The 24,410-nt window shown below is 74.9% G+C and carries 20 protein-coding genes; 10 read left to right on the forward strand and 10 right to left on the reverse strand.

Annotation, left to right across the window (positions count from 1 at the left end):
• The first annotated feature begins 1 nt into the window (after nucleotide 1).
• Entirely contained in the window at nucleotides 2-757 is a 756-nt protein-coding gene (locus ACQPYD_RS09400; protein WP_433700615.1) for an urease accessory protein UreD, read from the forward strand.
• A gap of 84 nt (nucleotides 758-841) precedes the next feature.
• On the opposite strand, the gene ACQPYD_RS09405 is transcribed toward ACQPYD_RS09400, so the two are convergent.
• The 4 genes from ACQPYD_RS09405 to ACQPYD_RS09420 are packed head-to-tail and all read right to left on the reverse strand — an operon-like array spanning nucleotide 842 to nucleotide 5,927.
• Nucleotides 842-1,543 (reverse strand): ABC transporter ATP-binding protein, encoded by a 702-nt coding sequence (locus ACQPYD_RS09405; protein WP_433700616.1) that lies wholly within the window; start codon nucleotides 1,541-1,543, stop codon nucleotides 842-844.
• Nucleotides 1,527-3,305, reverse strand: a complete 1,779-nt coding sequence (locus tag ACQPYD_RS09410; protein WP_433700617.1) for an ABC transporter permease subunit — start codon at nucleotides 3,303-3,305, stop codon at nucleotides 1,527-1,529. Before ACQPYD_RS09410 ends, ACQPYD_RS09405 begins: the two co-directional genes overlap by 17 nt.
• Nucleotides 3,298-4,329 carry an ABC transporter permease gene (locus ACQPYD_RS09415; RefSeq protein ID WP_433700618.1) on the reverse strand — a complete coding sequence of 344 codons (1,032 nt, stop codon included), beginning with the start codon at nucleotides 4,327-4,329 and terminating at the stop codon, nucleotides 3,298-3,300. Before ACQPYD_RS09415 ends, ACQPYD_RS09410 begins: the two co-directional genes overlap by 8 nt.
• A complete protein-coding gene (locus tag ACQPYD_RS09420) occupies nucleotides 4,317-5,927 on the reverse strand; it encodes an ABC transporter substrate-binding protein (protein WP_433700619.1) in 1,611 nt (536 codons plus the stop codon). Before ACQPYD_RS09420 ends, ACQPYD_RS09415 begins: the two co-directional genes overlap by 13 nt.
• 213 nt (nucleotides 5,928-6,140) lie before the next feature.
• Between ACQPYD_RS09420 and ACQPYD_RS09425 the strand changes: the two genes are divergently transcribed.
• Nucleotides 6,141-6,539: an ArsR/SmtB family transcription factor gene (locus tag ACQPYD_RS09425; protein ID WP_433700620.1), complete on the forward strand. Its 399-nt coding sequence runs from the start codon at nucleotides 6,141-6,143 to the stop codon at nucleotides 6,537-6,539.
• A 54-nt stretch (nucleotides 6,540-6,593) separates the two neighbouring features.
• On the opposite strand, the gene ACQPYD_RS09430 is transcribed toward ACQPYD_RS09425, so the two are convergent.
• Nucleotides 6,594-8,711: an acyltransferase family protein gene (locus tag ACQPYD_RS09430; protein ID WP_433700622.1), complete on the reverse strand. Its 2,118-nt coding sequence runs from the start codon at nucleotides 8,709-8,711 to the stop codon at nucleotides 6,594-6,596.
• 374 nt (nucleotides 8,712-9,085) lie between these two features.
• On the opposite strand from ACQPYD_RS09430, the gene ACQPYD_RS09435 reads away from it, so the two are divergent.
• From ACQPYD_RS09435 to ACQPYD_RS09445, 3 genes are all read left to right on the forward strand, one after another.
• Nucleotides 9,086-10,183: a TetR/AcrR family transcriptional regulator gene (locus ACQPYD_RS09435; RefSeq protein ID WP_433700623.1), complete on the forward strand. Its 1,098-nt coding sequence runs from the start codon at nucleotides 9,086-9,088 to the stop codon at nucleotides 10,181-10,183.
• A 458-nt stretch (nucleotides 10,184-10,641) separates the two neighbouring features.
• Nucleotides 10,642-11,928, forward strand: a complete 1,287-nt coding sequence (gene clpX, locus ACQPYD_RS09440; protein WP_267949077.1) for an ATP-dependent Clp protease ATP-binding subunit ClpX — start codon at nucleotides 10,642-10,644, stop codon at nucleotides 11,926-11,928.
• 115 nt (nucleotides 11,929-12,043) lie between these two features.
• Nucleotides 12,044-13,261 carry a PP2C family protein-serine/threonine phosphatase gene (locus tag ACQPYD_RS09445; protein ID WP_433700624.1) on the forward strand — a complete coding sequence of 406 codons (1,218 nt, stop codon included), beginning with the start codon at nucleotides 12,044-12,046 and terminating at the stop codon, nucleotides 13,259-13,261.
• A gap of 60 nt (nucleotides 13,262-13,321) precedes the next feature.
• On the opposite strand, the gene ACQPYD_RS09450 is transcribed toward ACQPYD_RS09445, so the two are convergent.
• From ACQPYD_RS09450 to ACQPYD_RS09470, 5 genes are all read right to left on the reverse strand, one after another.
• Nucleotides 13,322-14,128 (reverse strand): cyclase family protein, encoded by an 807-nt coding sequence (locus ACQPYD_RS09450; RefSeq protein ID WP_433700625.1) that lies wholly within the window; start codon nucleotides 14,126-14,128, stop codon nucleotides 13,322-13,324.
• Between the two features lie 147 nt (nucleotides 14,129-14,275).
• On the reverse strand, nucleotides 14,276-15,295 hold the full coding sequence (locus ACQPYD_RS09455; RefSeq protein WP_433700626.1) for an ABC transporter substrate-binding protein: 1,020 nt from the start codon (nucleotides 15,293-15,295) through the stop codon (nucleotides 14,276-14,278).
• Nucleotides 15,292-16,140, reverse strand: coding sequence for an ABC transporter permease (locus tag ACQPYD_RS09460; protein WP_433700628.1), 849 nt, complete (start codon nucleotides 16,138-16,140; stop codon nucleotides 15,292-15,294). Before ACQPYD_RS09460 ends, ACQPYD_RS09455 begins: the two co-directional genes overlap by 4 nt.
• Nucleotides 16,124-16,906 (reverse strand): ABC transporter ATP-binding protein, encoded by a 783-nt coding sequence (locus tag ACQPYD_RS09465; protein WP_433700629.1) that lies wholly within the window; start codon nucleotides 16,904-16,906, stop codon nucleotides 16,124-16,126. The genes ACQPYD_RS09460 and ACQPYD_RS09465 overlap by 17 nt, the downstream gene beginning before the upstream one ends.
• Before the next feature lie 216 nt (nucleotides 16,907-17,122).
• Nucleotides 17,123-18,379: an MFS transporter gene (locus ACQPYD_RS09470; RefSeq protein ID WP_433700630.1), complete on the reverse strand. Its 1,257-nt coding sequence runs from the start codon at nucleotides 18,377-18,379 to the stop codon at nucleotides 17,123-17,125.
• Between the two features lie 172 nt (nucleotides 18,380-18,551).
• Between ACQPYD_RS09470 and ACQPYD_RS09475 the strand changes: the two genes are divergently transcribed.
• From ACQPYD_RS09475 to ACQPYD_RS09495, 5 genes are all read left to right on the forward strand, one after another.
• Nucleotides 18,552-20,228: a glycoside hydrolase family 13 protein gene (locus tag ACQPYD_RS09475; RefSeq protein WP_433700631.1), complete on the forward strand. Its 1,677-nt coding sequence runs from the start codon at nucleotides 18,552-18,554 to the stop codon at nucleotides 20,226-20,228.
• A 253-nt stretch (nucleotides 20,229-20,481) separates the two neighbouring features.
• Complete coding sequence (locus ACQPYD_RS09480; RefSeq protein WP_433700632.1) at nucleotides 20,482-21,513, forward strand: iron-siderophore ABC transporter substrate-binding protein; 1,032 nt, start codon at nucleotides 20,482-20,484, stop codon at nucleotides 21,511-21,513.
• A gap of 70 nt (nucleotides 21,514-21,583) precedes the next feature.
• A complete protein-coding gene (locus tag ACQPYD_RS09485) occupies nucleotides 21,584-22,549 on the forward strand; it encodes a FecCD family ABC transporter permease (RefSeq protein WP_433702006.1) in 966 nt (321 codons plus the stop codon).
• Complete coding sequence (locus tag ACQPYD_RS09490) at nucleotides 22,546-23,622, forward strand: FecCD family ABC transporter permease (protein ID WP_433700633.1); 1,077 nt, start codon at nucleotides 22,546-22,548, stop codon at nucleotides 23,620-23,622. The genes ACQPYD_RS09485 and ACQPYD_RS09490 overlap by 4 nt, the downstream gene beginning before the upstream one ends.
• Nucleotides 23,619-24,401, forward strand: coding sequence for an ABC transporter ATP-binding protein (locus ACQPYD_RS09495; RefSeq protein WP_433700634.1), 783 nt, complete (start codon nucleotides 23,619-23,621; stop codon nucleotides 24,399-24,401). The genes ACQPYD_RS09490 and ACQPYD_RS09495 overlap by 4 nt, the downstream gene beginning before the upstream one ends.
• Nucleotides 24,402-24,410: the final 9 nt, after the last annotated feature.

A 24,410-nucleotide genomic window follows, 5' to 3' on the forward strand; every position in this document is an offset into this window, starting at 1 on the left:
CGTGAGTGAGACGGTACCGGCCAGGGTGACCGCGGAACGGGTCGGCGGACGGGTGCGCCTGAGCGACCTGTCCGGTGGCACGTACCTGAGCCCCCGGCCCCTGGGAGCGCGCGGCGCCGCCGCGCGGGTGGCGCTCGTCGGCGCCTACGCGCTGCTGCTGGCCGGGGACGACCTGCGTATGGAGGTCACCGTGGGCCCCGGGGTGTGGCTGGAGCTGGTGGAGCCGTCGGGGATCGTCGCCTACGACGCCCGCGGCGGCGCCGCGAGCTGGCAGGCGGACGTCCGGGTCGCCGACGGCGGGTGCCTGGTGTGGCGGGGAGCGCCGTTCGTGGTGACGGCGGGTGCGGACGTCACCCGCCGCACCCGGATCGAGCTGTCCGGCGGGGCCCGGGCCCTGGTGCACGAGACCCTGGTGCTGGGCCGCAGCTACGAGACCGGAGGAGGCCCCCTGCGGTCGACGACGAGGGTCGCGGCCGACGGCCGCCCCCTGCTGGTGGAGGACCTGGACCTGCGCGACCCGGCCCTGGCCGGGGCCCCGGGGGTCCTGGGCGGGAACCGGGTGCTGACCACCGCGTTCCTGCTCGGGGCCCGCCCCGGGCAGGCGGTGGGGGTCCAGGAGACGCTGCTCCACGGGCCGGGGGCCCTGGCGCGCTCGGTGGCCGCCCACGCCCACGAGGCGGAGGCCGCCGTCGCCGGCTCCTGGGAGCGCTGGAGGACGGGGTTCGCCGATCCGGCGGGCTACGAGGACGCCGTCTGAGCGCCCCGCGGGCCGGTCCCGGGCACGCCGCCCGGACGGCCCGCGGGACCTCCGGGCGGGTCCCGCGCCGGCCCGCCGCCCCGCTCAGGGGGCGGCGGGCCGCTCGGCGTGCGGGGTCCCCAGCCGCGGCAGGTCCACCACGTCGTGGGCCCAGGCGGCCAGCAGCGCGTGGTCGTGGCTGATCGCGAGGATCCCCACGCCGTCCTCGGCGAGCGAGGCCAGCAGGTGCGCGACGGTGGCGGTGGAGGCGGCGTCGAGCATGGCGGTCGGCTCGTCGCAGACCAGGTAGCGGGGCGCGGCGGCCAGCGCCCTGGCCACGCACGCCCGCTGGAGCTGTCCGGCGGACACCTGGTCGGGGCGGCGGTCGAGCAGGTCCCCGGTCAGGCCCACCCGTCGGGCCAGCTCCGCCACGCGACGGGCCTCGTCGGCCCTCCGCCCGGCCCCCCGGGCCCCGGGGCCGGTCCCCCGCGCCCGTGCGGCGAGCGGCTGGGCGATGATCCCGCGCAGCCGCATCCGGGGGTCGGTGGCCGCCCGCGGGGACTGGTGCAGCAGCCCCAGGTCCCCGCTCATCCTCCCCCGGCGCGCGGCCACCGGCCGGCCGTCGGCCAGCACCGTTCCGGAGTCGGGAAGGCGCAGCCCCGTCAGGATCCGGGCGAGGGAGGACTTCCCGCTCCCCGAGGGCCCGGTCAGCCCCAGGACGCGGCCCGGTTCGACGGTGAGGTCCACCCCGTCGAGGACCGTCTGCGGCCCGTAGCGGCAGGTGACGCCCTCAGCGACCAGCGACATCGTTTCCTCCCCGTCGTTCGGCGAACGACCCCTCCCCGGGCGGGTCGGTCAGTTCGGGCGGCAGGCCCGGCAGCGGCCGCAGTCCCCGGCCGGGGAGCGCCGCCAGGAGCGCCCCGGTGTAGGGGTGCTCCGGGGCGGTCAGCACGCGCTCCGCCGGTCCGTGCTCGACGATCCGCCCGGCGTACATCACCGCCACCGCGTCGGCGGCGCCCGCGGTGTCCAGGGCCTGGAGGTCGTGGGTGATGACGAGCACCGCGGTACCCCGGTCGGCCGCGCCGCGCAGCAGGCGCAGGACCTGCCCGGCGAGGTCCGGGTCGAGCCCCGCGGTGGGTTCGTCGGCCACGAGCACCGCCGGGTCCCCGGCGAGCGCGGCGGCCAGCACCGCTCTCGCGGCCATACCGCCGGAGAGCTCGTGGGGGTACTTGTCCGCCGCGGACTCCTCCAGCCCCACGCGCGCCAGCAGTTCCGGCACCGGCGTCGGGGTGCCGAGCGAGGCCGCGACCTCCGCGAGCTGCGGACCGAGCCTGCGGACCGGTGTGAACGTCGCGGCCCCGGCCTGCCCGGCGAGGCCGACCACTCTTCCGCGCAGGCCCCGCCAGGCCCGCTCGTCGGCGGCGGGGACCTCCCGGCCGGCGACCCGCACGCTGCCCGCCGACCGGGTTCCCGGCGGAAGGAGTCCGCACAGGGCCGAGGCGAGCGTGGACTTCCCGCACCCGGACTCCCCCACCAGCGCGGTCAACCGCCCCGCGTGCAGGTCGAGGTCGACGCCGGTGGCGGCGTGCACCAGCCGGCCGTCGTCCGTCGGGAGCCGCAGCGTCAGTCCGCGCACGCGCACCCGGGGCTCGGGAGGCTCCGCGGCGGGCACGTCCCGCGCGATCGCGCCGGGCGCCGCCGCCCCGGCCGCGGCCGGGGCGGCGGTACCGCGCCGGACCCCCGCCCGCCGGGGGCCCGGAGCCAGGACGCCGCTCGCCCCGGCCGTGGCGAGCGTGGTGGCCACGAGCACCCCGGCCGGTGCGGCCAGGGTCCACCAGGCTCCGGTGAACACGTCGCCCCGGGCCACTTCGAGCAGCGTGCCCAGGCTGGCCTCGTCCGGCGGGAGCCCGAGACCGAGGAAGCTGAGGGTGGACTCGTGCCAGACGGCGTGCGGAAGGAGCATCACCAGGCCCACCGCGGCCTGCGGCAGCGCCGCCGGGAGCAGGTGGCGGAGCAGGACCGCGCCTCGGGTGGAGCCCCACAGGTAGGCCGCCTCCACGTACTCGGCCGAGCGCACGGAGAGCATCTCCGCGCGCACGATGCGCGCGATCTGCGGCCAGTGGGTGAGGGAGACCGAGGCGATGACCGCCCACGGCGACCCCGGGTACAGGGCCACGACCACCACGCCGAGCAGCAGGTGCGGCAGGGCGTTGACGCCGTCGGTCACGCGCATGAGCAGCATGTCGACCCGCCCGCCCGCGGACGCCGCCGCGGCCCCCACGGCGACACCGAGGACGGTGGCGGTGACGGCGCAGGCCAGGGCGATCGCCAGGGAGACGCGCAACCCCTCGGCGGCGCGGACGAACAGGTCGTGCCCGGAGTGGTCGGTCCCGAACCAGTGGGCCGGGCCGGGCCCCCGGAGGGCCTGGGAGAAGTCCGCGGTCTGGGGCCCCGCCCACCACGGGACCACGACGGCGTAGACCGCCAGCGCGGCCAGCGCCGCCACGGGCAGGACCCGTCCGGACACCGTCCGCCCGATCCGCGCGGGACGTGTCGCCGGTTCAGGCATCGGTCCCCACCCTCGGGTCCAGGAGCAGGTAGGCGGCGTCGGCGAGGAGGGACCCGACCAGCACGACGGCGGTGGTGGCCACGGTGAGCGCGGCCAGCAGCGGGAAGTCGAGCGCCTGCGCCGAGCCCACCACGGCTCCCGCGAGCCCGGGCCAGGCGAAGACCTCCTCGACCAGCACCGCCCCCACCACCAGCTCGGGGAGCCGGGCTCCCACGATGGTGGCCAGGGGTGCGAGGGAGACCGGGAGGACGTGCGCGGCGACCACCCGCGCCGGGGGCAGCCCGCGCGCCCGTGCGGCCCGCACGGCCTCGGAACCCGTGGCCCGTGCCACGGCGGTGCGCACCGCCAGCAGGGCCCAGGGCAGCTGCGTGAGGGCCAGGGTCACCGCCGGGAGCACCAGGTGGCGGGCCACCCCGGCGGCGGTGTGGGGCTCGCCCGGCTCGGCCGCGCCGGCCACGGGGGCCCAGCGCAGGAGCACCGCGAACACGGTGACCGATCCCAGGGCGAGCACGAACGGGGGCACCGCCTGCACCAGGACGCCCGTGCGGGTGACCGCGCGGTCCAGGGGGCCGCCCGGGGCGAGCCCCGCCGCCGTGCCCAGCAGCAGCGCGGCGAGGACGGCCCCCGCCAGCGCCGTGCCGGACAGCAGGAGCGTCCACGGAAGGCGTTCGGCGAACACCTCGGACACCGGCATGGCGTACACGCGGGACCAGCCGAGGTCCCCGCGGAGCAGGTCGCCGGCCCAGGCCCACCAGGCCTGCCACCACGGGGCGTCGAACCCCAGGGCGCCGCTCAGCGACTCCCGCTGTTCGGCGGAGACCTGCTGGTAGCGCGCGCCCAGGTGGGCGGCGAGCGGGTCGAAGGGGGACCGGTCCGCGAGGAGGAACACCAGGCCGCTCAGACCCGCCAGCATCGGAACGCCGACGACGGCGCGGTGCAGGGCCAGGCCGCCCAGGGCGCGGCGGCGGTCCCGCCACAGGGTGCGACGCGGGCGCGCGGTGGGTCCGGCGGTCACCGCCGCCATCCGGCGAGGTTCCACCACGGGCCCCAGGAGACGCCGTGGGCATGGGGTTCGAGCACCAGCGGCCCGCTGTCCCAGTCGTTGTCGGCGGAGACGTAGGTGTGGTCCGCGAAGGCGAGGAACACGTAGGTGGGCTGCTCGACGTAGGCCCTCTGCACCTCGCGGTAGAGCTCGGCGCGCTCGGCGGCGTCCGGGCTGCGCCGGGCGTCCTCCAGCGCCTCGTCCACCCCCGGGACGGCGAGGTCGCCGGGGTTCTCGAACGTGGGCGTGCCCTCCTCGCGCGTGTGCAGGGTGGCGTACACCTGGGTGTCCAGGTCGTAGGGCTTGTCCCCGCCGCCCAGCAGGATCGCGGCGTCGGCGGTGTGCGAACCCATGTCGTCCCAGGTGCCGCCGCGGACGTCGACCTCGATCCCCAGGGGCAGCATCTCGGCGGCGAACGCCGTGGCCAGGTCGCGGCGCAGGCTGTCGGAGGCGAGGTAGTACAGGGTGAACGCGGCCCGGTCGCCGTCGCGCTCGCGGATGCCGTCCGGCCCCTCGCGCCAGCCGGCCCTGTCCAGCAGGCGGGCGGCCTCGTCGGGGTCGTGGTCGAAGACGGCGTCGGGCTCGTGGGCCTCGCCGTAGACCTCGGCCACCGGGGTGTGCGCGGGGCGGCCGTGGCCGGCGAGGACGTGCTCGATGATCCCGTCGCGGTCCACGGCCAGGTTCATGGCGAGCCGGGCGGCCGCGTCGGAGGCGAAGGCGTTCTCCGCCGGGAGGGACAGCCCCCGCCAGTCCGCGGTGCGCACCGCCAGGACGTCGACGCCGTCGGCGCCGGCGAAGGTCGCGGCCGTGGTCGGGGGCAGCACGGTGCCGTCGACGCCCCCCGCGCGCATCCGCTGGGCGCGGGTGTTGTCGTCGGGGAGGTACAGGGTGACCAGTTCGGTGACCTGCGGCGCGGTGCCGTGGTAGTGCGGGTTGGGCTCGAACACGGCCTGTTCGGCGTCGAGTCCGGCCAGGACGTAGGGCCCCGTTCCGACGGGTCGGCGGTTGCGCTCGGAGTCCGCGGCCAGGCCCGGGGTGATCTCCTCCTCGGGCGTGATGCCCAGCGACATCCGCGCGGGGAAGGCGTAGTAGGGGTGGCGCAGGGTGAAGCGCACGCTGTGGTCGCCGGTCGCGGTGACCGACTCGATCATCGAGTAGGAGGCGGCGACCTCGGAGGCCGTGGCGGGGTCGAGCACGGCGGAGTAGGTGGCCACGACGTCGTCCGCGTCGAGGGCGGACCCGTCGGAGAAGACGACGTCGGTGCGCAGCTCCACGTCCCAGACCGTGGAGTCCCCGTTGGGTTCGGGAGGGGCGGCGGCGAGGGCCGGTACGAGGTCGGGCAGCCGGTCGTCCCCGGTGGACTCGGGCCGCAGCAGGCCCTCGAAGACCGGGGAGACGCCGAGTTCGCCGTATCCGTCGACGGGGTCGTAGCCGCCCAGGGGCTGGGCGTCGGCGAGGACGATGCGGGTGGGGGAGCCGGAGGATCCGGCCGCCGGCGGCCCCGCGCAGGAGGTGAGCGCGAGCGCGGCGACGAGTGCGGCGGCGGTGAGGAGGGTGCGTGCGGGGACGGGTCGTGTCATGCAGAGCTTCCTGTGGGGCGGTTCTCACGAACGACGGCCAATACCTGACCATCTGATCAGATGATAAGGTCCCGATTTCGCGCGCGGCGCCCGGACCGGGCGCACCGGACCGCCCCGGGATCCTCCTTCCCCTGTCACCACGGCGATGCGGGGCCGGAACGCGGACGTGGAGACGATCGTCACCAGTGCCCCGGCTCTGCGATGATGGCCCCGATGACTTCTTCCGGTGACCGGCTCGACCCGAACTCCCAGCTCGACATCGGCGCCTGGGCGGACCGGTTCCGCCTGCTCGGCGACCCGACCCGCCTGCGGCTGCTGACCGCGATGCACCAGGCCGGCCCCGGGACGGCCTCGGTGGGGGAGCTCGCCGCCGCCGCCGGGATCAGCGACGCCACCGCCTCCCAGGCGCTGCGGACCCTGAGGCTCCAGGGCTGGGTGCGCGACGAGCGGGAGGGGCGCACGGTGCGCTACACGCTCACCGACCGCACCGTGCACGATCTTCTCCACCTCATCGGCGCCGGGCACGGAGCCGCCCCGGCCGAGGGGGAGGGCGGTGCGCCCGGCCCCGGGCCCGCGGGCGGTGCGCCCGGGGAGCGCTCCCGGGCGACGTAGCGCCCCGGCCCCCGGCGCGGACCCGGACCCTCCGGCGGGCCGCCGCCGCAGGGCCTACCAGCCGGTCGCCGCGGTGAGGCGCTCGTCCAGCGCCGGTGCGAGGGTGCGCATGAACGTCGCGCCGATGTGGCTGCCGTCCCAGTACACGAGCACGTTGCCGACGACCGGACGGCACACCGCGGGTTCGCAGATCAGGTCGTTGAGGTCGAGCACGGTCACGTTGTCCGGGAGCCGCACCCCCTCCAGGGGCGAGGTCGCGGCCATCGACGTCCCCGGCTCCACCGAGCACTCCTCCGGCGTGGACGAGGCGAGGCACTCGGGGACGTCGAAGCCGAACCGGGGGGTGTCCCGCACGGCGACCACCTCCACGCCCATCTCCTCCAGCTCCCTCCACCGCTCCACGTAGCCGTCCACGACCTGCTCCTCCCCGAACCCGGCGGAGGCGTCCAGGCTGGTCGTGGTGCCGGTGGTGAACACCGCGTCGGGCTCCAGCGCGGCGAGTTCGGCCATCACGCCGCGGTTCCACTCCGCGCAGGAGGTGTAGGGGGCTCCCTTGTAGGTCTGCGGGGCCTCGGTGAACAGGCACGAGCCCTTGACGATGTTGACCAGCCGCCAGTCGTGGTCGAGCGCCACCCGCTCCAGCGCAGGGAACCAGTGCGCGGCGTGGGAGCCGCCGACCAGCGCCACCGTGCGCTCCGGGGACTCCGAGCCGTAGACGCAGGTGATGACCTCGGCGTCCGCGATGGTCTGGTTGCAGCCGTCCCCGTAGGTGGCGGGCACGTCCTCGGAGGCCGACGCGGGGCTCGGGTAGACCGGGAGGTCCGAGGCCCGGCCGGCGCCTCCCCCGTCCGCCAGCACCGCCGCGCCGGGGTAGCTGCGGCCGTCCGCCAACAGCTCCTCCCACCGGCGCTGGTCGGCGTCCAGCCGGGCCGACCAGGCCCCGGCCGCGAGCAGCACCGGGAGCAGGCAGGCCAGGCCCACCGCCGCTCCGCGCAGAGCCGGCCCCCGCAGGGCGGCCCGCGCGGCCCCGCCCCGGCGGGGGGCCGCCGCGGAGCCGGGGGCGCCCGGCCGCCTTCCGAGCGCGGCCAGCCGGTCGGCGACCGGGGTGGTCGCCGCGGCCAGCACCAGCGCCGCGGCCAGCACCGCCGCCCCGCCCACCGGGGTAGCCAGGGTGCGGTCGGTGGCGGCCAGGTAGAACACCAGCAGCGGCCAGTGCCACAGGTACAGCGCGTACGACACCGAGCCGAGGTAGCGCACGGGGCGGAGGGTCAGCAGCCGGTCGGCGCCCGGCCCGGCGCCGGTCGCGCCCGCCGCCACGACCGCCGCGGCGGCCAGCGTCGGCCACAGGGCCGCGAGGCCGGGGAAGACCGTGGACACCTGGAGCAGGACGCCGCACAGGACCAGCGCCGCCAGCCCGGCCCACCCCAGCACGACCCGCACCGCGAGGGGCAGGCGGAGGTGGGGGAGCGCCAGGGCGAGGAGGCCGCCGAGGGCGAACTCCCACAGCCGCGCCCCGGTGTCGAAGTAGGCCCAGGGCTGGTCGGCGCGGGTGGCGTACACCGAGTAGGCCAGGGAGAGCGCGAACACGGAGGCCAGCGCGACGAGGGCGCCCGCGCGCGGACCGCGCCCGGAGCGTCCCGCCGCCCACACCGCCGCGGCGACGAGCAGCGGCCACAGCACGTAGAACTGCCCCTGGACGGACAGGGACCAGAAGTGCTGGAGGGGGCTGGTCCCGTCGCCCCGCGACAGGTAGTCCACCGAGTCCAGGGCCAGGGACCAGTTGAGGTGGTGGAACGCGGAGGCGAACGCCTCGCCCAGGACGTCCCGCCAGCGGGGCTCGGGCAGCAGGAGCCGTGTGCACAGCAGCACGGCCGCGATGACCAGGGCCGCCGTGGGCAGCAGCCGGGCGGCCAGCCGTCCGAGGAAGGCCCCGAACCGGATCCCGCCGCGGTCGGCCGCCCGCAGCAGGGACCCCGTGACGAGGAACCCGCTGAGCATCAGGAAGACGTCGACGCCGCCGGAGACCCGGCCCAGCCAGATGTGGTAGACGGCGACCAGCAGCACGGCGACCGCCCGCAGCCCGTCGATCTCGGGGCGGTGGCCGCCGTCGGCGCCGCCGGTGCGCGGGGCGGTCCCGGCCCCGGTCCCGGCGCGGGAGGCGAGTGGGGACACGGGAACGGTGCTCGCTTTCGCGGGAGGGGAGGGAGCGGTCCCGGCGGGGGCGGCCCGGCCGGTGGTCGGCCATGCTGCCCGGTTCCCGTGACCGTGCGGGGTACGCGGGCTGAATCCCGCGCCATGGTCCGCTGCACACTTCGCGTCGCCGCCCCCGCCGGGGCGCCCCACCGGCCCGCGGGCGGGCTCCGGGGCCGGTCGGCCGCGCCCTCCTCCCGGGGAGGCGCCGGCGGGCGCGAGGGGGACCGCGCGGGCGCCGCCCCGGTGCGTACGGCGCTCCCCGTCCGGATGCCCCTGGCATGCGGGTGTCGCCGGCATCCGAGTGCCCGGGGCATCTCGACATAGGATGAGGCGACGCCGAAGCGAGGAGAACGATGGCCCGGCTCAACAGGGCGGAACAGCAGGCCCGCAACCGCGCACGTGTACTGGCCGCCGCGGGGGACGAGTTCGCCGAACACGGTTTCCGCGACGCCAAGGTCGACCGCATCGCCGACCGCGCCGAACTCACCAGGGGGGCGGTCTACTCCAACTTCCCCGGCAAACGGGCCCTGTACTTCTCGGTCCTGGCCGAGACCGCCGAGCGTGCCGCGCCGCCGCCCCGGACCGGGCCCGGGACCACGGCCGCCACGGCCCTGGGCGCGCTCGCCCGCGCCTGGGTCTCCCGGTTCCCCCTCTCCGACTCCGACGAGTCCCTGCGGGCCGCGGCCGGGCTCACCCCCGAGGTCCTGTCCGACGAGCCGACCCGGCGCGCGTTCGCCCAGCTGATGCGGCTGGACGCGGTCCTGCTCGGCCTGTCCCTGGAGGCCCTGGAACCGCCGGCGGAGCCCGGGGGGCGCCGGGTGCGCGTCGCCGAGACCGTGCTCACGACCCTCTACGGCGCAGGGCAGACGGCCGCCGCCGCCCCCGGTTTCGTCGACCCGTTCAACGTCGTCCGCGCCTGTGAGCGGCTCGCCGACCTGAACCCGGACGACGTCTGGCCGCTCCCGCACGTCGCGCACATCCCGCCCGCCACCCCCGTGGACGAGGGCTGGGCGCCGCCGGAGGGGTTCGACGCCGTCCGGCGCCGGACCGTCTCCCTCGCCGACGACGGCGTGGTGGCCGTCCTGGGGCTGCACCGGCTCGAAGCCGTCGAGGAGGCGCTGCGCGCGGCCCCCGGCGACGCGGCGGTCACGGCCGTGGTGGTCACCGCCGATCCCGCCGAGCTGGCGCCTCTGGCCAGGCTCGCTGTCGCCGACCTGTGCGGGTGCCTGCGCCAGGCCTTCCCCGAGGAGGCATGGCCCCGCCTGCGGGTGGTGTTCGACGACGCCGGCGCGATCGCCGCGGCGGCCGGGGTCGCCTCGGTGGAGGACACCACCGAGGCCGCGGTCCGCGTGGCGGGCGGCCGTGTGGTGGCGCGCTCCGACGACCGCGGCGCCGGCCACGCCGTCGGCTCCTTCGCCCGTGCCCGTGGAGGCGACAGGTCCCGGAGGTGACCTGACGCCGTGGCGCGCCGGGCCTGTGGCGGTGCGTCCGGCCGGAACCCCGCACCGGTCCAGCGGCGCGCGCCGGCCGCGGCGGTCCCGGGGCGCGCGCCCCGGAAGCCGGCGTGAGCCGACCCGCAGGAGAAGCCGGCCGTGGTCGACCGGGGCGGGGCTGTGGAGGACGGGTACGGGGCGCGGCCGGGGGTACGCTCGGCAGCACCGGGGCGCACCCTCCCCCGCCCTCCGCGGCGCGCCGCCGGTCGTGTCCCTCGGCGCCGGCCGCCGCGGGGACACGACCGGGGGACGGGGGGTGTCCGCCGGTCGGGCCCTCCCCCGTCGGGCGGCGGGCGCGGCTTTGCGACCTGTACCCGCAGGGGTTACCGTGAGAATCCGGATGCTGCGGTCATCTGGCTCAGGGGGACTCCCCGCCGATCCACCCGGGCACGGCCCGCGTGAGGAGAACGTTTCTAGTGACACGCACCGGCGCCAGCGCTCCCCTTCTCAAGTGCTCGTTCTGCGGCAAGGACCAGAGCCAGGTCCGCAGACTCATCGCGGGGCCCGGCCACATCTGCATCTGCGACGAGTGCGTCGGCCTGTGCAACGAGATCATGGAGGAGGAGGACACCGTCCTCCACGCCGACACCCCGTGGGACTCGTTGCCGAAGCCGCGGGAGATCTACGAGTTCCTGGACTCGTATGTGATCGGTCAGGACCAGGCGAAGAAGGCCTTGTCGGTGGCGGTGTACAACCACTACAAGCGTGTGCGGTCGGAGGGTGAGCGTCCGGGGTCGGAGGGCGTGGAGATCGCGAAGTCCAACATCTTGCTGTTGGGTCCGACGGGGTCGGGGAAGACGCTGTTGGCGCAGACGTTGGCGCGGATCCTGAATGTGCCGTTCGCGATCGCGGACGCGACGGCGCTGACGGAGGCGGGGTATGTGGGGGAGGATGTGGAGAACATCCTGCTCAAGTTGATCCAGGCGGCTGATTACGATGTGAAGAAGGCCGAGACGGGGATCATCTATATCGATGAGGTCGACAAGGTCGCGCGCAAGAGTGAGAATCCCTCGATCACGCGTGATGTGTCGGGTGAGGGTGTGCAGCAGGCGTTGTTGAAGATCTTGGAGGGGACGACGGCGAGTGTGCCGCCCCAGGGTGGGCGCAAGCATCCGCACCAGGAGTTCATTCAGATCGATACGACGAATGTGTTGTTCATCTGTGGTGGGGCGTTCGCGGGTCTGGAGAAGATCATCGAGTCGCGGACGGGTCAGCAGGGGATGGGGTTCAATGCGGTTCTGCGGCCTCGGGGTGAGGTGGCGGAGTCGGGGTTGTTCGGTGAGGTGATGCCGGAGGACCTGTTGAAGTTCGGGATGATTCCGGAGTTCATCGGTCGGTTGCCGGTGATCACGAGTGTGGATGATCTGGATCGTGGGGCGTTGATCCGGATTTTGACGGAGCCTCGTAATGCGTTGGTGAAGCAGTATCAGCGGTTGTTCGAGTTGGACGGTGTGGGGTTGGAGTTCACGCCGGAGGCTTTGGAGGCGATTGCTGAGCAGGGGATTATTCGGGGGACGGGTGCGCGTGGGTTGCGGGCGATCATCGAGGAGGTGTTGTTGTCGGTGATGTACGAGGTGCCTTCGCGTGAGGATGTGGGGCAGGTGATCATCAGTCGGGAGACGGTGATCGACAACGTGAACCCCACGATCGTGCCGCGCATCCGCACCGAGCAGAACAGGCGGCGCCGCGACCGCTCGGCCTGAGCCCGGCTCCCGCCCGGCGGAGCGGACGGGAGGAGCGGGTCCCGGCGGGGACACGCGGCCTGCGTGCCGCCCCGAGCGCGCCTCCCGGTGTGAGACTTGCGGGGGAGGTGGGCACATGGCCGGCGGGGCCCCGATCGGTGAGGGCGAGCTCCTGTTCGAGGAGCTGGTCAGGTCCGTGCACGGCTGCGGGCCGATCGAGGTCCTGGAGGCGGCCGAGCGCTACGGCCAGGCCATCGGCCTCGCGGCGATCACCGTGCACCTGGTCGACATCCAGCAGAACCTCCTCTTCCCCCTCACCGGCGGCCCCCCGCTCGGCGTCGACTCCAGCGAGGCGGGGGAGGCCTACCGCTCCGACACGCTGCGGCTGGACGAGGGGGGCGACGGCGAACTGAGCCTGTGGCTCCCGCTGCGCGACGGCGCCGACCGCATGGGCGTCCTGCACGTCAGGACGGAGTCCCTGGACGAGCCGACCCTGCGCCGCTGCCAGACGCTGGCCTCCCTCCTGGCCCTGGTGGTCACCTCCAAACGCGCCTACAGCGACACCTACGTCCGCCACACCCGCACGCGGCCGGTGCAGCTGCGCACCGAGATGCTGCGCGCCTTCCTGCCGCCGCGCACGCTCGGCACCACGCGGGGGGTGTCCACCGCGGTCCTCGAACCCGCCTACGAGCTCGGCGGCGACGCCTTCGACCACTCGATCACGAAGGACACCCTGCACGCCGTCATCCTCGACGCGATGGGCCACGACCTGGCCTCCGGCCTGACCGCGTCGGTGGCCATGGCCGGGGCCCGCAGTGCCAGGCGCAACGGGGCCGACCTCGCCGAGCTCACCGCGAGTGTGGAGAAGGCCCTGTTCCAGTGGCTTCCCGAACGCTTCTGCACGGGTGTCTTCGCCACCCTGGAGCTGGCCGACGGGATGTTCTCCTGGGCCAACTGCGCCCATCCCACGCCCCTGCTCATCCGGGACCGCCGCCTGGTGCCCGGGGCCCTGGACCGGGAACCGGAGGTGCCCCTCGGCCTCGGCGGCGTCCTGGGCGGGACCGGTGCGCGCACCGTCCACCGCGTCCAGCTCGAACCCGGGGACCAGGTGCTGCTCTACACCGACGGCGTGACCGAGGCCCACGACAGCGGGGGGCGGATGTTCGGCCTCGAGCAGTTCGCGGACTTCGTCATCCGCGCGGCCTCCGCCGACGAGCCCGCCCCCGAGACCCTGCGGCGCCTCATCCACGCGATCCACGAGCACCAGCGCGGCAGCTTCACCGACGACGCCACCATCATGCTGCTGGAATGGCACCCGGACGGCGGCAGGGCGCCGCACTCCCGGGGGTGCTGAGGAACCGTCCCGCGGGCCCGGCCGCGCCGCCGCGTCGGGGGCGGCGCGCCTCGGCCGGCGTCACCACAGGGCCAGCACCCTGCTCGGCCCGCCGGAGGCGTCCAGCCCCGGCATCACCCCGATGCTGAGCAGGGCTCCGGCCGGCGGCAGCCGGTCCAGCCCTGTCAGCGACTCCAGTCCCCACCGGTCGGCGCGGCCGAGCACCTCGTGCGCGGCGAAGTCCGTGGAGCGACCCGGGTCGGTGCTCAGCGTGTCGACCCCCACCCCGGCGACCCGCCTCCGGGCGACCAGGAACTCGCACGCCTCCGCACCGAAGCCGGGGAAGTGCCACGAGCCGTCGGCCGCCACCCCGCGCACCGCCTCGTCCCCCCGGGCCCAGCGGGCGCTCCACCCCGAGTTCATCAGCACCGCCGCCCCGGCCGGGATCTCCCCGTGCGCCCGCTCGAACGCCAGGACGTCGTCCACCGTGACCGTGGTGTCCGGATCCTCCGCGGCGCGGGCCCTGACGTCGATGACCGCGGCGGGCGCGACCAGTTCCTCCGGCCGGATGTCGGGGACCAGCCGGCCGCCGCCGATCACGTGCCCGGGGGCGTCCAGGTGCGTGCCCGTGTGCTCACCGAACGTCCACTGCTGCACGTAGAGGCCGAACTCCCCCTCGGGGGCGGCCTCGGAGACCGTCTCCCGCACGGGTTTCACGTCGTCCCACCCGGCCATCGTCGGCGAGATCACGTGGCTCAGGTCGGCCACCCGGTGAAAAGCCCGGGGCCACGTAAGGGGACCGGGCGGCGGGGGCGGGGGGCCGGCCGGGGCGGAGTCGGACAGGCCGTTCCGCGCGCGGACGGTCTCACCGGTTCCGTGGAGGCACATGGGGTCCCTTTCGTGTCGTGTCCTCTGCCGTATGCCCGGGCGGGGACCGGGACAACCCGGACGCGGCCCCCTGTGGACGGGCTCCGACACGCTACCGGGCGCGGCGGTCGGCGGGCGGCGGAACCGCGCGGCGCCCGGGTCCCCGCGTCAGCTGCCGTCCTCGGCGGCGACGGTGTCGAACACCAGGTCGCCCCAGCTCTCCGGGGCGGTGCCGATGGCGCCGATCTCGGCCATGAACGAGCCGATCCTCTCCAGGCCCTGCGGCGCGGTCGTGTACTCGATGCCGTCCCGGCCCAGGTGCTCCAGGTACTCCTCCGCCGTGACCGCCCCGTTCTCGGCCTCGGACAGGATGCGGGCGGCCGCCTCGGGGTCTCCGGTGATCAGCTCGTTGGCGCGTTCCACGCAGGCGTGCAGGGCCTCGACGACGTCGGGGTTCTCCTCCGCGTAGTCCTCCATGGCGGTGACCACGTTGAAGCCGTGCGGACCGCCGAGGACCTCGTAGCTGTCGAGGAGCACCCGCGCGCCCTCGGCCTCGGCCTGGTACTGGAACGGCGGAGCGGTGACCGCCGCCGCGATCTGTCCGCTGAGCAGGGCCTGGAGGGCGTCGGGGTGGGGCATGGCCACCAGGTTGCCGGTGAACCGGTCCGGGTCGCCGAACTCCTCCCGGGCGGCGTGCGCCAGCACGATCGACTGGATCGAGCCCGGTTGGGGCGAGGAGATGCGGTCGGCGCCGGTGATGTCGGCCAGGCTCCGGATGCGGTCGTCCGTGGTGACCATCCACAGCGGCATGTTGTTCAGGCCGGTGACGACCTTCCACGGAACGCCGCTGTCGCGCGCCTGGAGGAAGGGCGCCAGGCCGCCGGTGCCCGCCTGGAGGCTGCCCGCGAGCATGCCGTCTCGGCTCGCCGAGCCCCCGCTCAGCACCTGCCACTCGACGGTGCGGTCGGGCAGCGCCTCCGCCAGCCACCCCCTGGCCTCGACGACGGTCAGCGACGCGTAGCTGAGCCCGTACCCGGTGGCGATCGCCACCGCGCCGGACCCGTCCGAGGCCCCGGAGCCGTCGGAGCACCCCGCGGCGCCCACGACGGCGGCGCCCGCGAGCAGGCCGAGGCCGCCGCGGAGCACGTCGCGGCGTCCGGGGGACCGTGGTGTACGGATGGCGGTCACAGGGCGGCTCCCTCTTTCATGCCCCAGCGGACGACGGTCCGCCGCTCCAGCAGTGTGAACAGCAGGTCCAGCGCGATCCCGATCAGCGCGATGGTCACCAGGCCCGCGAAGACGTCCGGGATGTCCAGGTGGAAGCGGGCCTCGTTGATGAAGAACCCGAGCCCTCCCTGCGCGCCCGCGACCCCGAAGACCAGCTCGGCGGCGATGACGGTGCGCCAGCCGAACGCCCAGCCCGTCCTGACCCCGGCGACGGTGTGCGGCAGGGCCGCGGGCAGGTGCACGTCCCGGATCAGCCGCCACGAGCGCAGGCCGAGGCTGCGGCCGACCATGAGCGTGGTGGCCGGGACGGTGCGGAAGCCCATGCCGATGTTGACCGCCATCGGCCACAGGACGGCGTTGGCCACCACGAACACCAGGGCGGTCTCGTCGAGGCCGAACCACAGCATGGCCAGGGGCAGGATCGCCACCGACGGCAGGGGGTTGACCATCGCGGTGAGCAGCGTCAGCAGGTCGTCGCCGAAGCGCGTGGCGACCGCGAGGGCGGTGAGCACGACGGCCAGCGCCGTGCCGATGAGCATCCCCAGGCCGAGGATCCGCAGGGTGGTGAGGGTGGGCCCCACCAGGGCGCCGCCGCCCCAGCCCTCCGCGAACGCGGCGGCCACGTCCCAGGGCCCCGCGAAGACGAGCGGACTGACGTCGGCGGCGACCACGTACAGCTGCCACACCCCGAGCAGCGCCACCAGGAGGACGCTCCTGCGCAGGCCGACGGGAAGCCGCGACCAGGGGCCGTCCGGCCGCCGGCCCCCTGCGCCGACGGGCGGCGCGGTCTCAGTCGAGGACGGCACGGCCGGCCTCCTCCCTGTCGTCGGCGAGCAGCGCGCGCAGGCGGCGGCGCGCCGCGGTGAACTCCTCGGTGTCCGGGCGGTCCAGGCCGGAGACGTCGAGGGTCTCCACGACGGACGAGGGGCGCCCGCCCAGCACCACCACCCGGTCGCCGAGCAGCACGGCCTCGTCGATGCTGTGGGTGACGAAGAGGATGCTCACACGGGTGCGCCGGGCCAGTCCGGCCAGCTCCGCCTGGAGGCGGCCGCGTGTCTGGGCGTCGAGGGCGCCGAAGGGTTCGTCCATCAGCAGCATGCGGGGTTCCAGGGCGAACGCGCGGGCGATCGCGACACGCTGCTTCATGCCTCCCGAGAGCTGGTGGGGGTGGCGGTCCAGGGCGTGTCCGAGCCCCATCAGCTCCAGCTGGGCCGTGGCCCGTGCGCGCGCCTCGTCGCGCGGCGTGCCGGTCGCGCGCAGCGCGTAGGCGACGTTGCCGAGGACGGTGCGCCAGGGGAAGAGCTGGTCCAGTTCCTGGAAGACCACGGCCCGGTCCGGGGCGGGGCCCTCCACCTCCGCGCCGTGGAAGGAGATCCGCCCGGCGGAGGGGGTGAGGAAGCCGGCGACGGCCTTGAGGACGGTGGACTTCCCGCAGCCGGAATGGCCGATCAGCATCACGGTCTCGCCGTGGCCGACGGTGAAGTCGGCGCCGGCGACCGCCGGTACGCGGCCGCCCGGGCCCGGGTACCCGATCGCGACCCCGTCGACGGACAGGAGCGGTTCTGCGCCCATCGGGACTCCTCTCTCGTTGCGCGGTGTCGTGGCCGGCGGGTGCGCGGCGCCTTCTCCCGACTAAAGCAGTAGGAAATATAGACTATTTGGGCGGATCCGGCCACCGCGTCGGCGCACGGGGGCGGCGGGGGTCGGCGGTCGATCAGGATCTGCGCAGGTCGGCCGCGGTGTCCGGGCGGCCCGGGGCGGTCGGCGCCGGCTCCGCCGCGGACGGGGTCAGTGCCGCGCCGGGGCGGCGCGGAGGTTCCGGACGGGGCGCACCGTGAGCAGCACCAGGCCCACCACGAGGGTGGCCGCCCCGCCGACGAGCAGGAGGGGCCGCGCCCCGAAGAGCTCCGCGGCCGGTCCCGCCAGGGCCTGCCCCACGGGCATCATCGCCAGGGAGCCCGCCATCTCGTAGGAGTGGATCCGGCCGAGGACCGGGCGGGGGGTGTGGGTCTGCACGCTGGTGCTCCACATGACGCCCCAGAAGCCCGTCATCGCGCCGCTGACCGCCGCGCCCAGGGCCAGCGCGGGCGCCGGCAGGCCCAGCCCCACGCTGACGGAGAACGCTCCGGCGCCGAACAGCGCGAGCGTGCCCGCCCGGAGGGGGAACCGCGGCCGCACCCGCATCGCCACCAGGCCGCCCAGGGCCGTGCCGCCGCCCAGGGCGGAACTGACGAGGCCGAACGCCTGGGCGCCGTGGCCGGTGATGATCTCACTCGCGGTCAGGGGGACCTGAGGTCCCCACATGCTCACCATCAGCACCATCCACAACAGGATCACCGACCACATCCAGGTGCGGCTGCGGAACTCGCGCCACCCCTCCGCCAGGTCGGCGGCGTAGCCGGGCCCCTGGCCCCGCCGTCTGACCGTCCCGGGCAGTCGGACGAGCCCCAGCAGGACCGCCCCCACCGCGTAGGCGCCCGCGTGGACGGCCAGGACGCCGGCGGCGGAGAACAGGGCCACCAGCAGCCCGGCCACGGCCGGGCCCAGCAGCATGGCGAGGGCCTCGGCGGTGCGGATGACCGCGTTCGCCCCGTGCACGTCCCCGGACACCCGCGGAATCACCGAGCCCACGCCCGGCTGGAACGCGCCGGCGGCGATCCCGTTCACGGCGCCGATCACGCAGACCTGCCACAGCACCACGTGCCCGGTCAGGAAGAGGACCGCCAACGTGCCCTGGGTCGCCACGCGCACCAGGTCGGCCGCGATCATCAGCCGGCGCGCCCCCCAGCGGTCGGACAGCACTCCGCCGAAGACTACGAAGGCCACGAAGCACGCGGAGAAGGACGCCATCGCGAGGCCGATCCCGCCGGCCCCGTGTCCGTGCGCGATCAGCCCGGCCGACAGGGCGACGGGCAGCATCCCGTCGCCGAGCTTGGCCACGACCCGGGCGGAGAAGAACAGGGAGAAGTTCCGCGACCACAGCTTCCGTCCGCCGCCCGCCCGCCACACGCCTTCGGCCTGCTCCGACAGTGCGCCGCGCCCCATATTTCCCGCTTTCATTCGATCGGACCCGGTTCGTCCGAGCGGTTCGCCACCCTACCGGTCCAGACCAGTCGGCGGGGATCTTGCGGGGAACGGGAAGAGGGCCGGGGAACTGTCCCGTCCCGGGGCGCTCCAGTAACTTGGCTCACACGCGGCCGCGGAGGAGAGGACCCCTATGCCCCTGGAGCAGAGCGCCGACTGGTGGAAGTCCAGCGTCGTCTACCAGATCTATCCGAGCAGCTTCGACGACAGCGACGGCGACGGGGTCGGCGACCTGCCCGGCGTCATCGCCAGGCTCGACTACCTGGAACTCCTGGGCGTCGACGTCGTGTGGCTCTCACCCGTCTACCCCTCGCCGTGGGACGACAACGGGTACGACATCAGCGACTACCGGGACATCCACCCCCGGTTCGGCACCCTGGAGGACTGGGACCGGCTGCGCGACGGGCTGCACGAGCGCGGGATGCGCCTGGTGATGGACCTGGTCGTCAACCACACCAGCGACGAGCACCCGTGGTTCACCGCCTCCCGCGCGGGGGACCCCGACAAGCGCGACTTCTACTTCTGGAGGCCCGGACGCGACGGCGGGCCGCCCAACAACTGGGGCTCGGTGTTCTCCGGCCCCGCCTGGACCCGGGACGAGGTCACCGGCGAGTACTACCTGCACCTGTTCGCCCGGAGCCAGCCCGATCTGAACTGGGAGAACCCCCGGGTGCGCGAGGCCGTCCACGACGTGGCGCGCTGGTGGCTGGACCGGGGCGCCGACGGGTTCCGCATGGACGTCGTCAACTTCGTCTCCAAGACGCGGCAGATGCCCGACGGCCCGGTCTCGGGGGAGTACGGGTCCTTCGCCGAGTACGCCGTGAACGGCCCCCGCCTGCACGAGTTCCTGCACGAGCTGCACACGGAGGTCTTCGCGGGCAGGGACGTGCTCACCGTCGGCGAGATGCCCGGGGTGGACGTGGCGCAGGCCCGCGTGCACACCGACCCCGCCAACCGCGAGCTCGACATGGTGTTCCAGTTCGAGCACGTGGAACTCGACCACGGGCCCGGCGGCAAGTTCGACCCGCGCCCCCTGGACCTGCGCGACCTCAAGCGCTCCCTCAACCGCTGGCAGGAGGGCCTGGGCGGGACCGGCTGGAACAGCCTGTACTGGAACAACCACGACCAGCCCCGGGCGGTGTCGCGCTTCGGGGACGAGCGGTACCGGGTCGAGTCGGCGACCGCCCTGGCCACGACCCTGCACATGATGAAGGGGACGCCGTACGTCTACCAGGGCGAGGAGCTGGGGATGACCAACGCCCACCTCTCCGACATCGGCGACTACCGGGACGTGGAGACCCTCAACCACCACCGCGCCGCGGTGGAGGGCGGCAGGGTGGACGCGGACGCCGCCATGGCGGGCATCGCCCGGATGAGCCGGGACAACGCGCGCACGCCCATGCAGTGGGACGCCTCGCCCAACGCCGGGTTCACCACCGGTACGCCGTGGATCGGGGTCAACCCCAACCACGTCGAGATCAACGCGGAGGCGGCCGTCGCCGACCAGGGCTCGGTGTTCCACTACTACCGGCGCCTGATCGCGCTGCGCAAGGAGCACCCGGTGATCGTGCACGGCCGGTTCGAGCCCCTGGCCGAGGAGGACCCCGCGGTGTACGCCTACACCCGGACCCTGGACGACCGGGTGCTGACGGTGCTGGTGAACTGGGGCGCCGACACGGCGCCGCTGGACCTGGACCCCAAGGTCGCCGGGCGCGACCCCGAGCGGCTGATCGGCAACTACCCCGAGGGGGACGGGCTGTTCGCGCCCCTGCGTCCCTGGGAGGCCCGCGTCCACCTGGGGAGGTCCTGACCCCCTTCCCGCCGGCCCGGGGTCCGGACCCCGGGCCGGGGCGCGCCCCGGCGACGCCTGACCTGGGGCGGAGTCCGTCCGGCGGGTTCAGAATTTTTGAAATCCACGGGAAGTGAGGTTAGACTAACCTTCGTTCTGTCGGGGTTCTCCCGTTTCGTCCTCCGTGTTTCCCCTCGGGGCCGATAGCCCCTGCGCGGAACGGGCCCGCCGGGTACGACGCGGCCACCCCCATGACGAAGAAAGCAGTGTGAGCATGGCCTCCACCTTCCACCGCGCCAGCGGCATCGGACTCACCGCCCTCCTCGCCCTCGGCCTCACGGCCTGCGGCGGCACCGAGGAGGACACCGGCGGGAGCGGCGGCGGCACGGCGGGCGGCGCGTTCCCGGTCAGTATCGAGAGCGCCCTCGGCACCGCCGAGATCCCCGAGCAGCCCGAGCGCGTCGTCACCCTCGGGCAGGGCTCGGCGGAGACCGCCATCGCCCTGGGCGTCGTCCCGGTCGGCGTCGAGAGCTACGAGTGGGGCAGCGACGACACCGGGTACCTCCCCTGGATCCACGAGGCCGTCACCGAGTCGGGCGGGGAGCTGCCCGAGCAGTTCGCCGGCGCCGACGACATCGACTTCGAGGCGATCATCGAGCTGGCCCCCGACGTCATCCTCGCCCCCTGGTCCGGCGTCACCCAGGAGCAGTACGACATCCTGAGCGACATCGCCCCCACGGTCGCCTACCCCGAGCTCCCCTGGAGCACCGACTGGGACCAGCAGATCGAGATCATCGGCGAGGCGCTGGGGCAGCCCGAGGAGGCGCAGGGCCTCATCGGGGACATCGAGACCCAGTTCGAGGAGGCGGCCGCGGCCAACGAGCAGTTCGCCGACCTCACCTTCTCCTACGTCTACACCGACGGCCCCGGCACGCTCGGCGTCTTCCTCCCCGACGAGCAGCGCGTCGCCATGGTGCGCGGCCTGGGCCTGACCGTCGACCCCGTCGTCGAGACCTTCCCCGAGACCGAGGGCACCGACTCCGCCATCATCGGCCTGGAGAACGCCGACCAGCTCGCCGACAGCGACCTGCTCTTCACGTTCTACACCGACGACGAGACGCGCGCCGAGATCGAGGCGCAGGACCTCTACGCGGCGATCCCCGCCGTCGAGAGCGGAGCCGTGGTCGCCGCCGAGGACACCTCCTTCGTCACCGCGTCCTCGATCATCAACCCGCTCACCGTCCCCTGGGTCATCGAGCGCTACGTGCCCATGATCGAAGAGGCCGCGGCCGGCGCCGACAGCTGATCCCACCGACAGGGCGAACGTGAAGACACTCACGGCTCCGTCCCGCCCGGGCCCCGCCCGCGCCGTGCTCATGCTCGGCGCGGGCGCCGCGGCCCTCGCCGGGGCGGTCCTCCTCAGCCTCGTCATGGGCAGCAAGCCCACCTCCCCCCTGGAGGTGTGGCAGGTGCTGACGGGCGGGGCGGACCCCTTCACCACCACCGTGGTGGAGAGCCGCTACCCCCGTACCCTCCTCGGCATCGTCGCCGGGGCGGCCCTCGCCCTGGCGGGCACCCTCATGCAGGGCATCACGCGCAACCCCCTCGCCGACCCGGGCCTGCTGGGCGTCAACGCGGGCGCCGCCGCCGCGGTGGTCACCGCCACCGCGCTGCTCGGCCCCACCTCCGTCGCCGGCACGGTCTGGTGGGCGCTGCCCGGCGCCCTCGCCGCCGGACTGGCCGCCTACACCGTGGGCAGCCGGGGCGGCGACGGCGGGCTGGTGCGCCTCGTCCTGGCCGGAGCGGTGGTCTCCGCCGTGCTCAACGCCTACGTCCAGGCGGTGGCGCTGAGCATGCCCGACACCTTCGACAGCTACCGCTACTGGGTGGTCGGCTCCCTGGGCGGACGCGGCTACGACGTCGTCCTGTCCGTGCTCCCCGTCATCGGCGTCGGCGTCCTGCTGGCGTTCCTCGTCGCCGGGGGCCTCAACGCCCTGGCCCTGGGGGAGGAGGCGGCGATCGCCACCGGGGCGAACACCGTGTGGATCCGCTCGGCGGGGCTGGTCGCGGGCGCCGTGCTCGCCGCGGGCGCCACCGCGGCGGCGGGCCCCATCGCCTTCGTCGGCCTCGCCGTCCCCCACGTGGTGCGGGCCCTGGTCGGCGTGGACTTCCGCGTCCAGGTGCCCTTCGCCCTGCTGGTCGGGCCTACCCTGCTGCTGGCCGCCGACGTCGTCGGCCGCACGATCGTCCGTCCCACGGAGCTGATGGTCGGCGTGGTCACCGCGTTCGTCGGCGCCCCCGTCCTGCTGTACGCGGTCAGGAAGATGCGGAGCGCCTCATGACCCGGTCCACCACCCGGACGCGGCGGCCGCGGCCGCCGCGCGGGGCCGCCCCGCCCGTGCTCGCGCTCGGGCCGGTCGCCCTGCCCGTCCATCCGCGCTCCGTGCTGTGCGCGGTCCTCCTCCTGGTGCTCGTGGCCGCCGCCGCGGCGGCCACCCTCGCCATGGGCAGGCTCGGCATCCCCCTCACCCGCCTGCCCGCCGTGGTCGCGGGCGCGGGCGAGGCCACCGAGGCGTTCGTCCTCGGACGGCTGCGCGGCCCCCGCCTGGCCGTCGCCGTGGGCACCGGGGCCGCGCTCGGCCTGGCCGGCGCGCTCTTCCAGTCCGTCACCCGCAACCCGCTGGGCAGCCCGGACGTCATCGGCCTCGGGGCGGGGGCCGGGGCGGGGGCCGCCTTCGCCGCCCTCGTCCTGCCAGGCGTCGTCCCCGTGCCGATGGGCGCCCTCGCGGGAGCGGCCCTGGCCATGGCCCTGGTGGCCGCGGCCACCGGAACCGGGCTGCGCCACCCGGGGCGCCTCATCGTCGCCGGGATCGGCGTGGCCGCGATGGCCCAGGCGTTCACGCACTTCGTGGTGTCCGTGATGGCCCGCGACCAGGCCGGTGTCCTCTCCGCCTACGTCAACGGCAGCCTGGGCGCCAGGGCGTGGGAGCACGCCTGGACCATCTGGGCGGTCCTGCTCCTGGCACTGCCCTTCGTGGCGGCGCTGGCGGGTCCCGTCACCGTCAACGAGATGGGCGACGAGCTGGCCGACGCCCTCGGCGCGCGCTCCTCCGCGACCCGGACCGGGGCGGTCGTCCTGTCGGTGGTGCTCTCGGCCGCCGCCGTGAGCGTCGCCGGACCGATCGCGTTCGTGTCCTTGACCGCCCCGCAGATCGCCCGCAGGCTCAGCGGGGCCCCCGGCCCCAACCTCGTGCTGTCGGCCCTGGTCGGCGCGCTCCTGCTGGTGGCGGCCGACCTGGCCGTGCAGCAGTCGCCGGTGGGCGACGGGCTGCCGGTCGGGATCTTCACCATGGGGTTCGGGGGCGTCTACCTGGGCTACCTGCTGGTTCGTGAATGGCGAAAGGGTGTGCTGTGAGTCCGGTACTGTCCGCGGAGGGCCTCACGCTGGGGTACGGGGCCGACCCGGTCGTGCGCGACCTGGACCTCGGTGTGGCCGAGGGGGAGTTCACCGTCATCGTCGGACCCAACGGGTGCGGCAAGTCGACGCTGCTCAAGGCGCTGGGCCGGGTGAACAAGCCGATGTCGGGCCGGGTGCTCCTCAACGGCCAGGACATCCGGGGGCTGCGCGCCAAGGCGGTCGCCCGCCGGATGGCGCTCCTGCCGCAGAGCCCCGTCGCGCCGGAGGGCATCACCGTGCGCGCCCTCGCCGCTCGCGGGCGCTTCCCCCACCACACGCTGGTGCGGCAGTGGAGCCCCCGGGACGAGACGGCGATCTCCCGGGCACTGGAGCTCACCGGGCTGGCCGACCGGGCCGACACCCAGGTCGGATCGCTCTCCGGCGGCCAGCGGCAGCGCGCGTGGGTGGCGATGGTCCTGGCGCAGGACACCGGAGTCCTGCTGCTGGACGAGCCGACCACGTTCCTGGACATCGCGCACCAGTACGACCTGCTGGAGCTGTTCGCCGACCTGCACCGCCAGGGGCGCACGATCGTGGCGGTCCTGCACGACCTGGCCCAGGCCGCCCGGTTCGCGACCCGCCTGGTCCTCATGGACGGGGGGAGGGTCGTCGCGGACGGCCCGCCCGGCCAGGTCGTGACCGCGGCACTGGTGGAGGAGGTGTTCGGGCTGCCCTGCGACGTGGTGCCCGACCCGCGCACCGGCACGCCGCTGGTCATCCCGCACGAGCGCTCCTGAGGCGGCGCC

Origin of the sequence: Nocardiopsis sp. CA-288880 (assembly GCF_050955985.1) — a bacterium.
In the GTDB taxonomy this organism is placed as follows: Bacteria; Actinomycetota; Actinomycetes; order Streptosporangiales; family Streptosporangiaceae; genus Nocardiopsis; species Nocardiopsis tropica.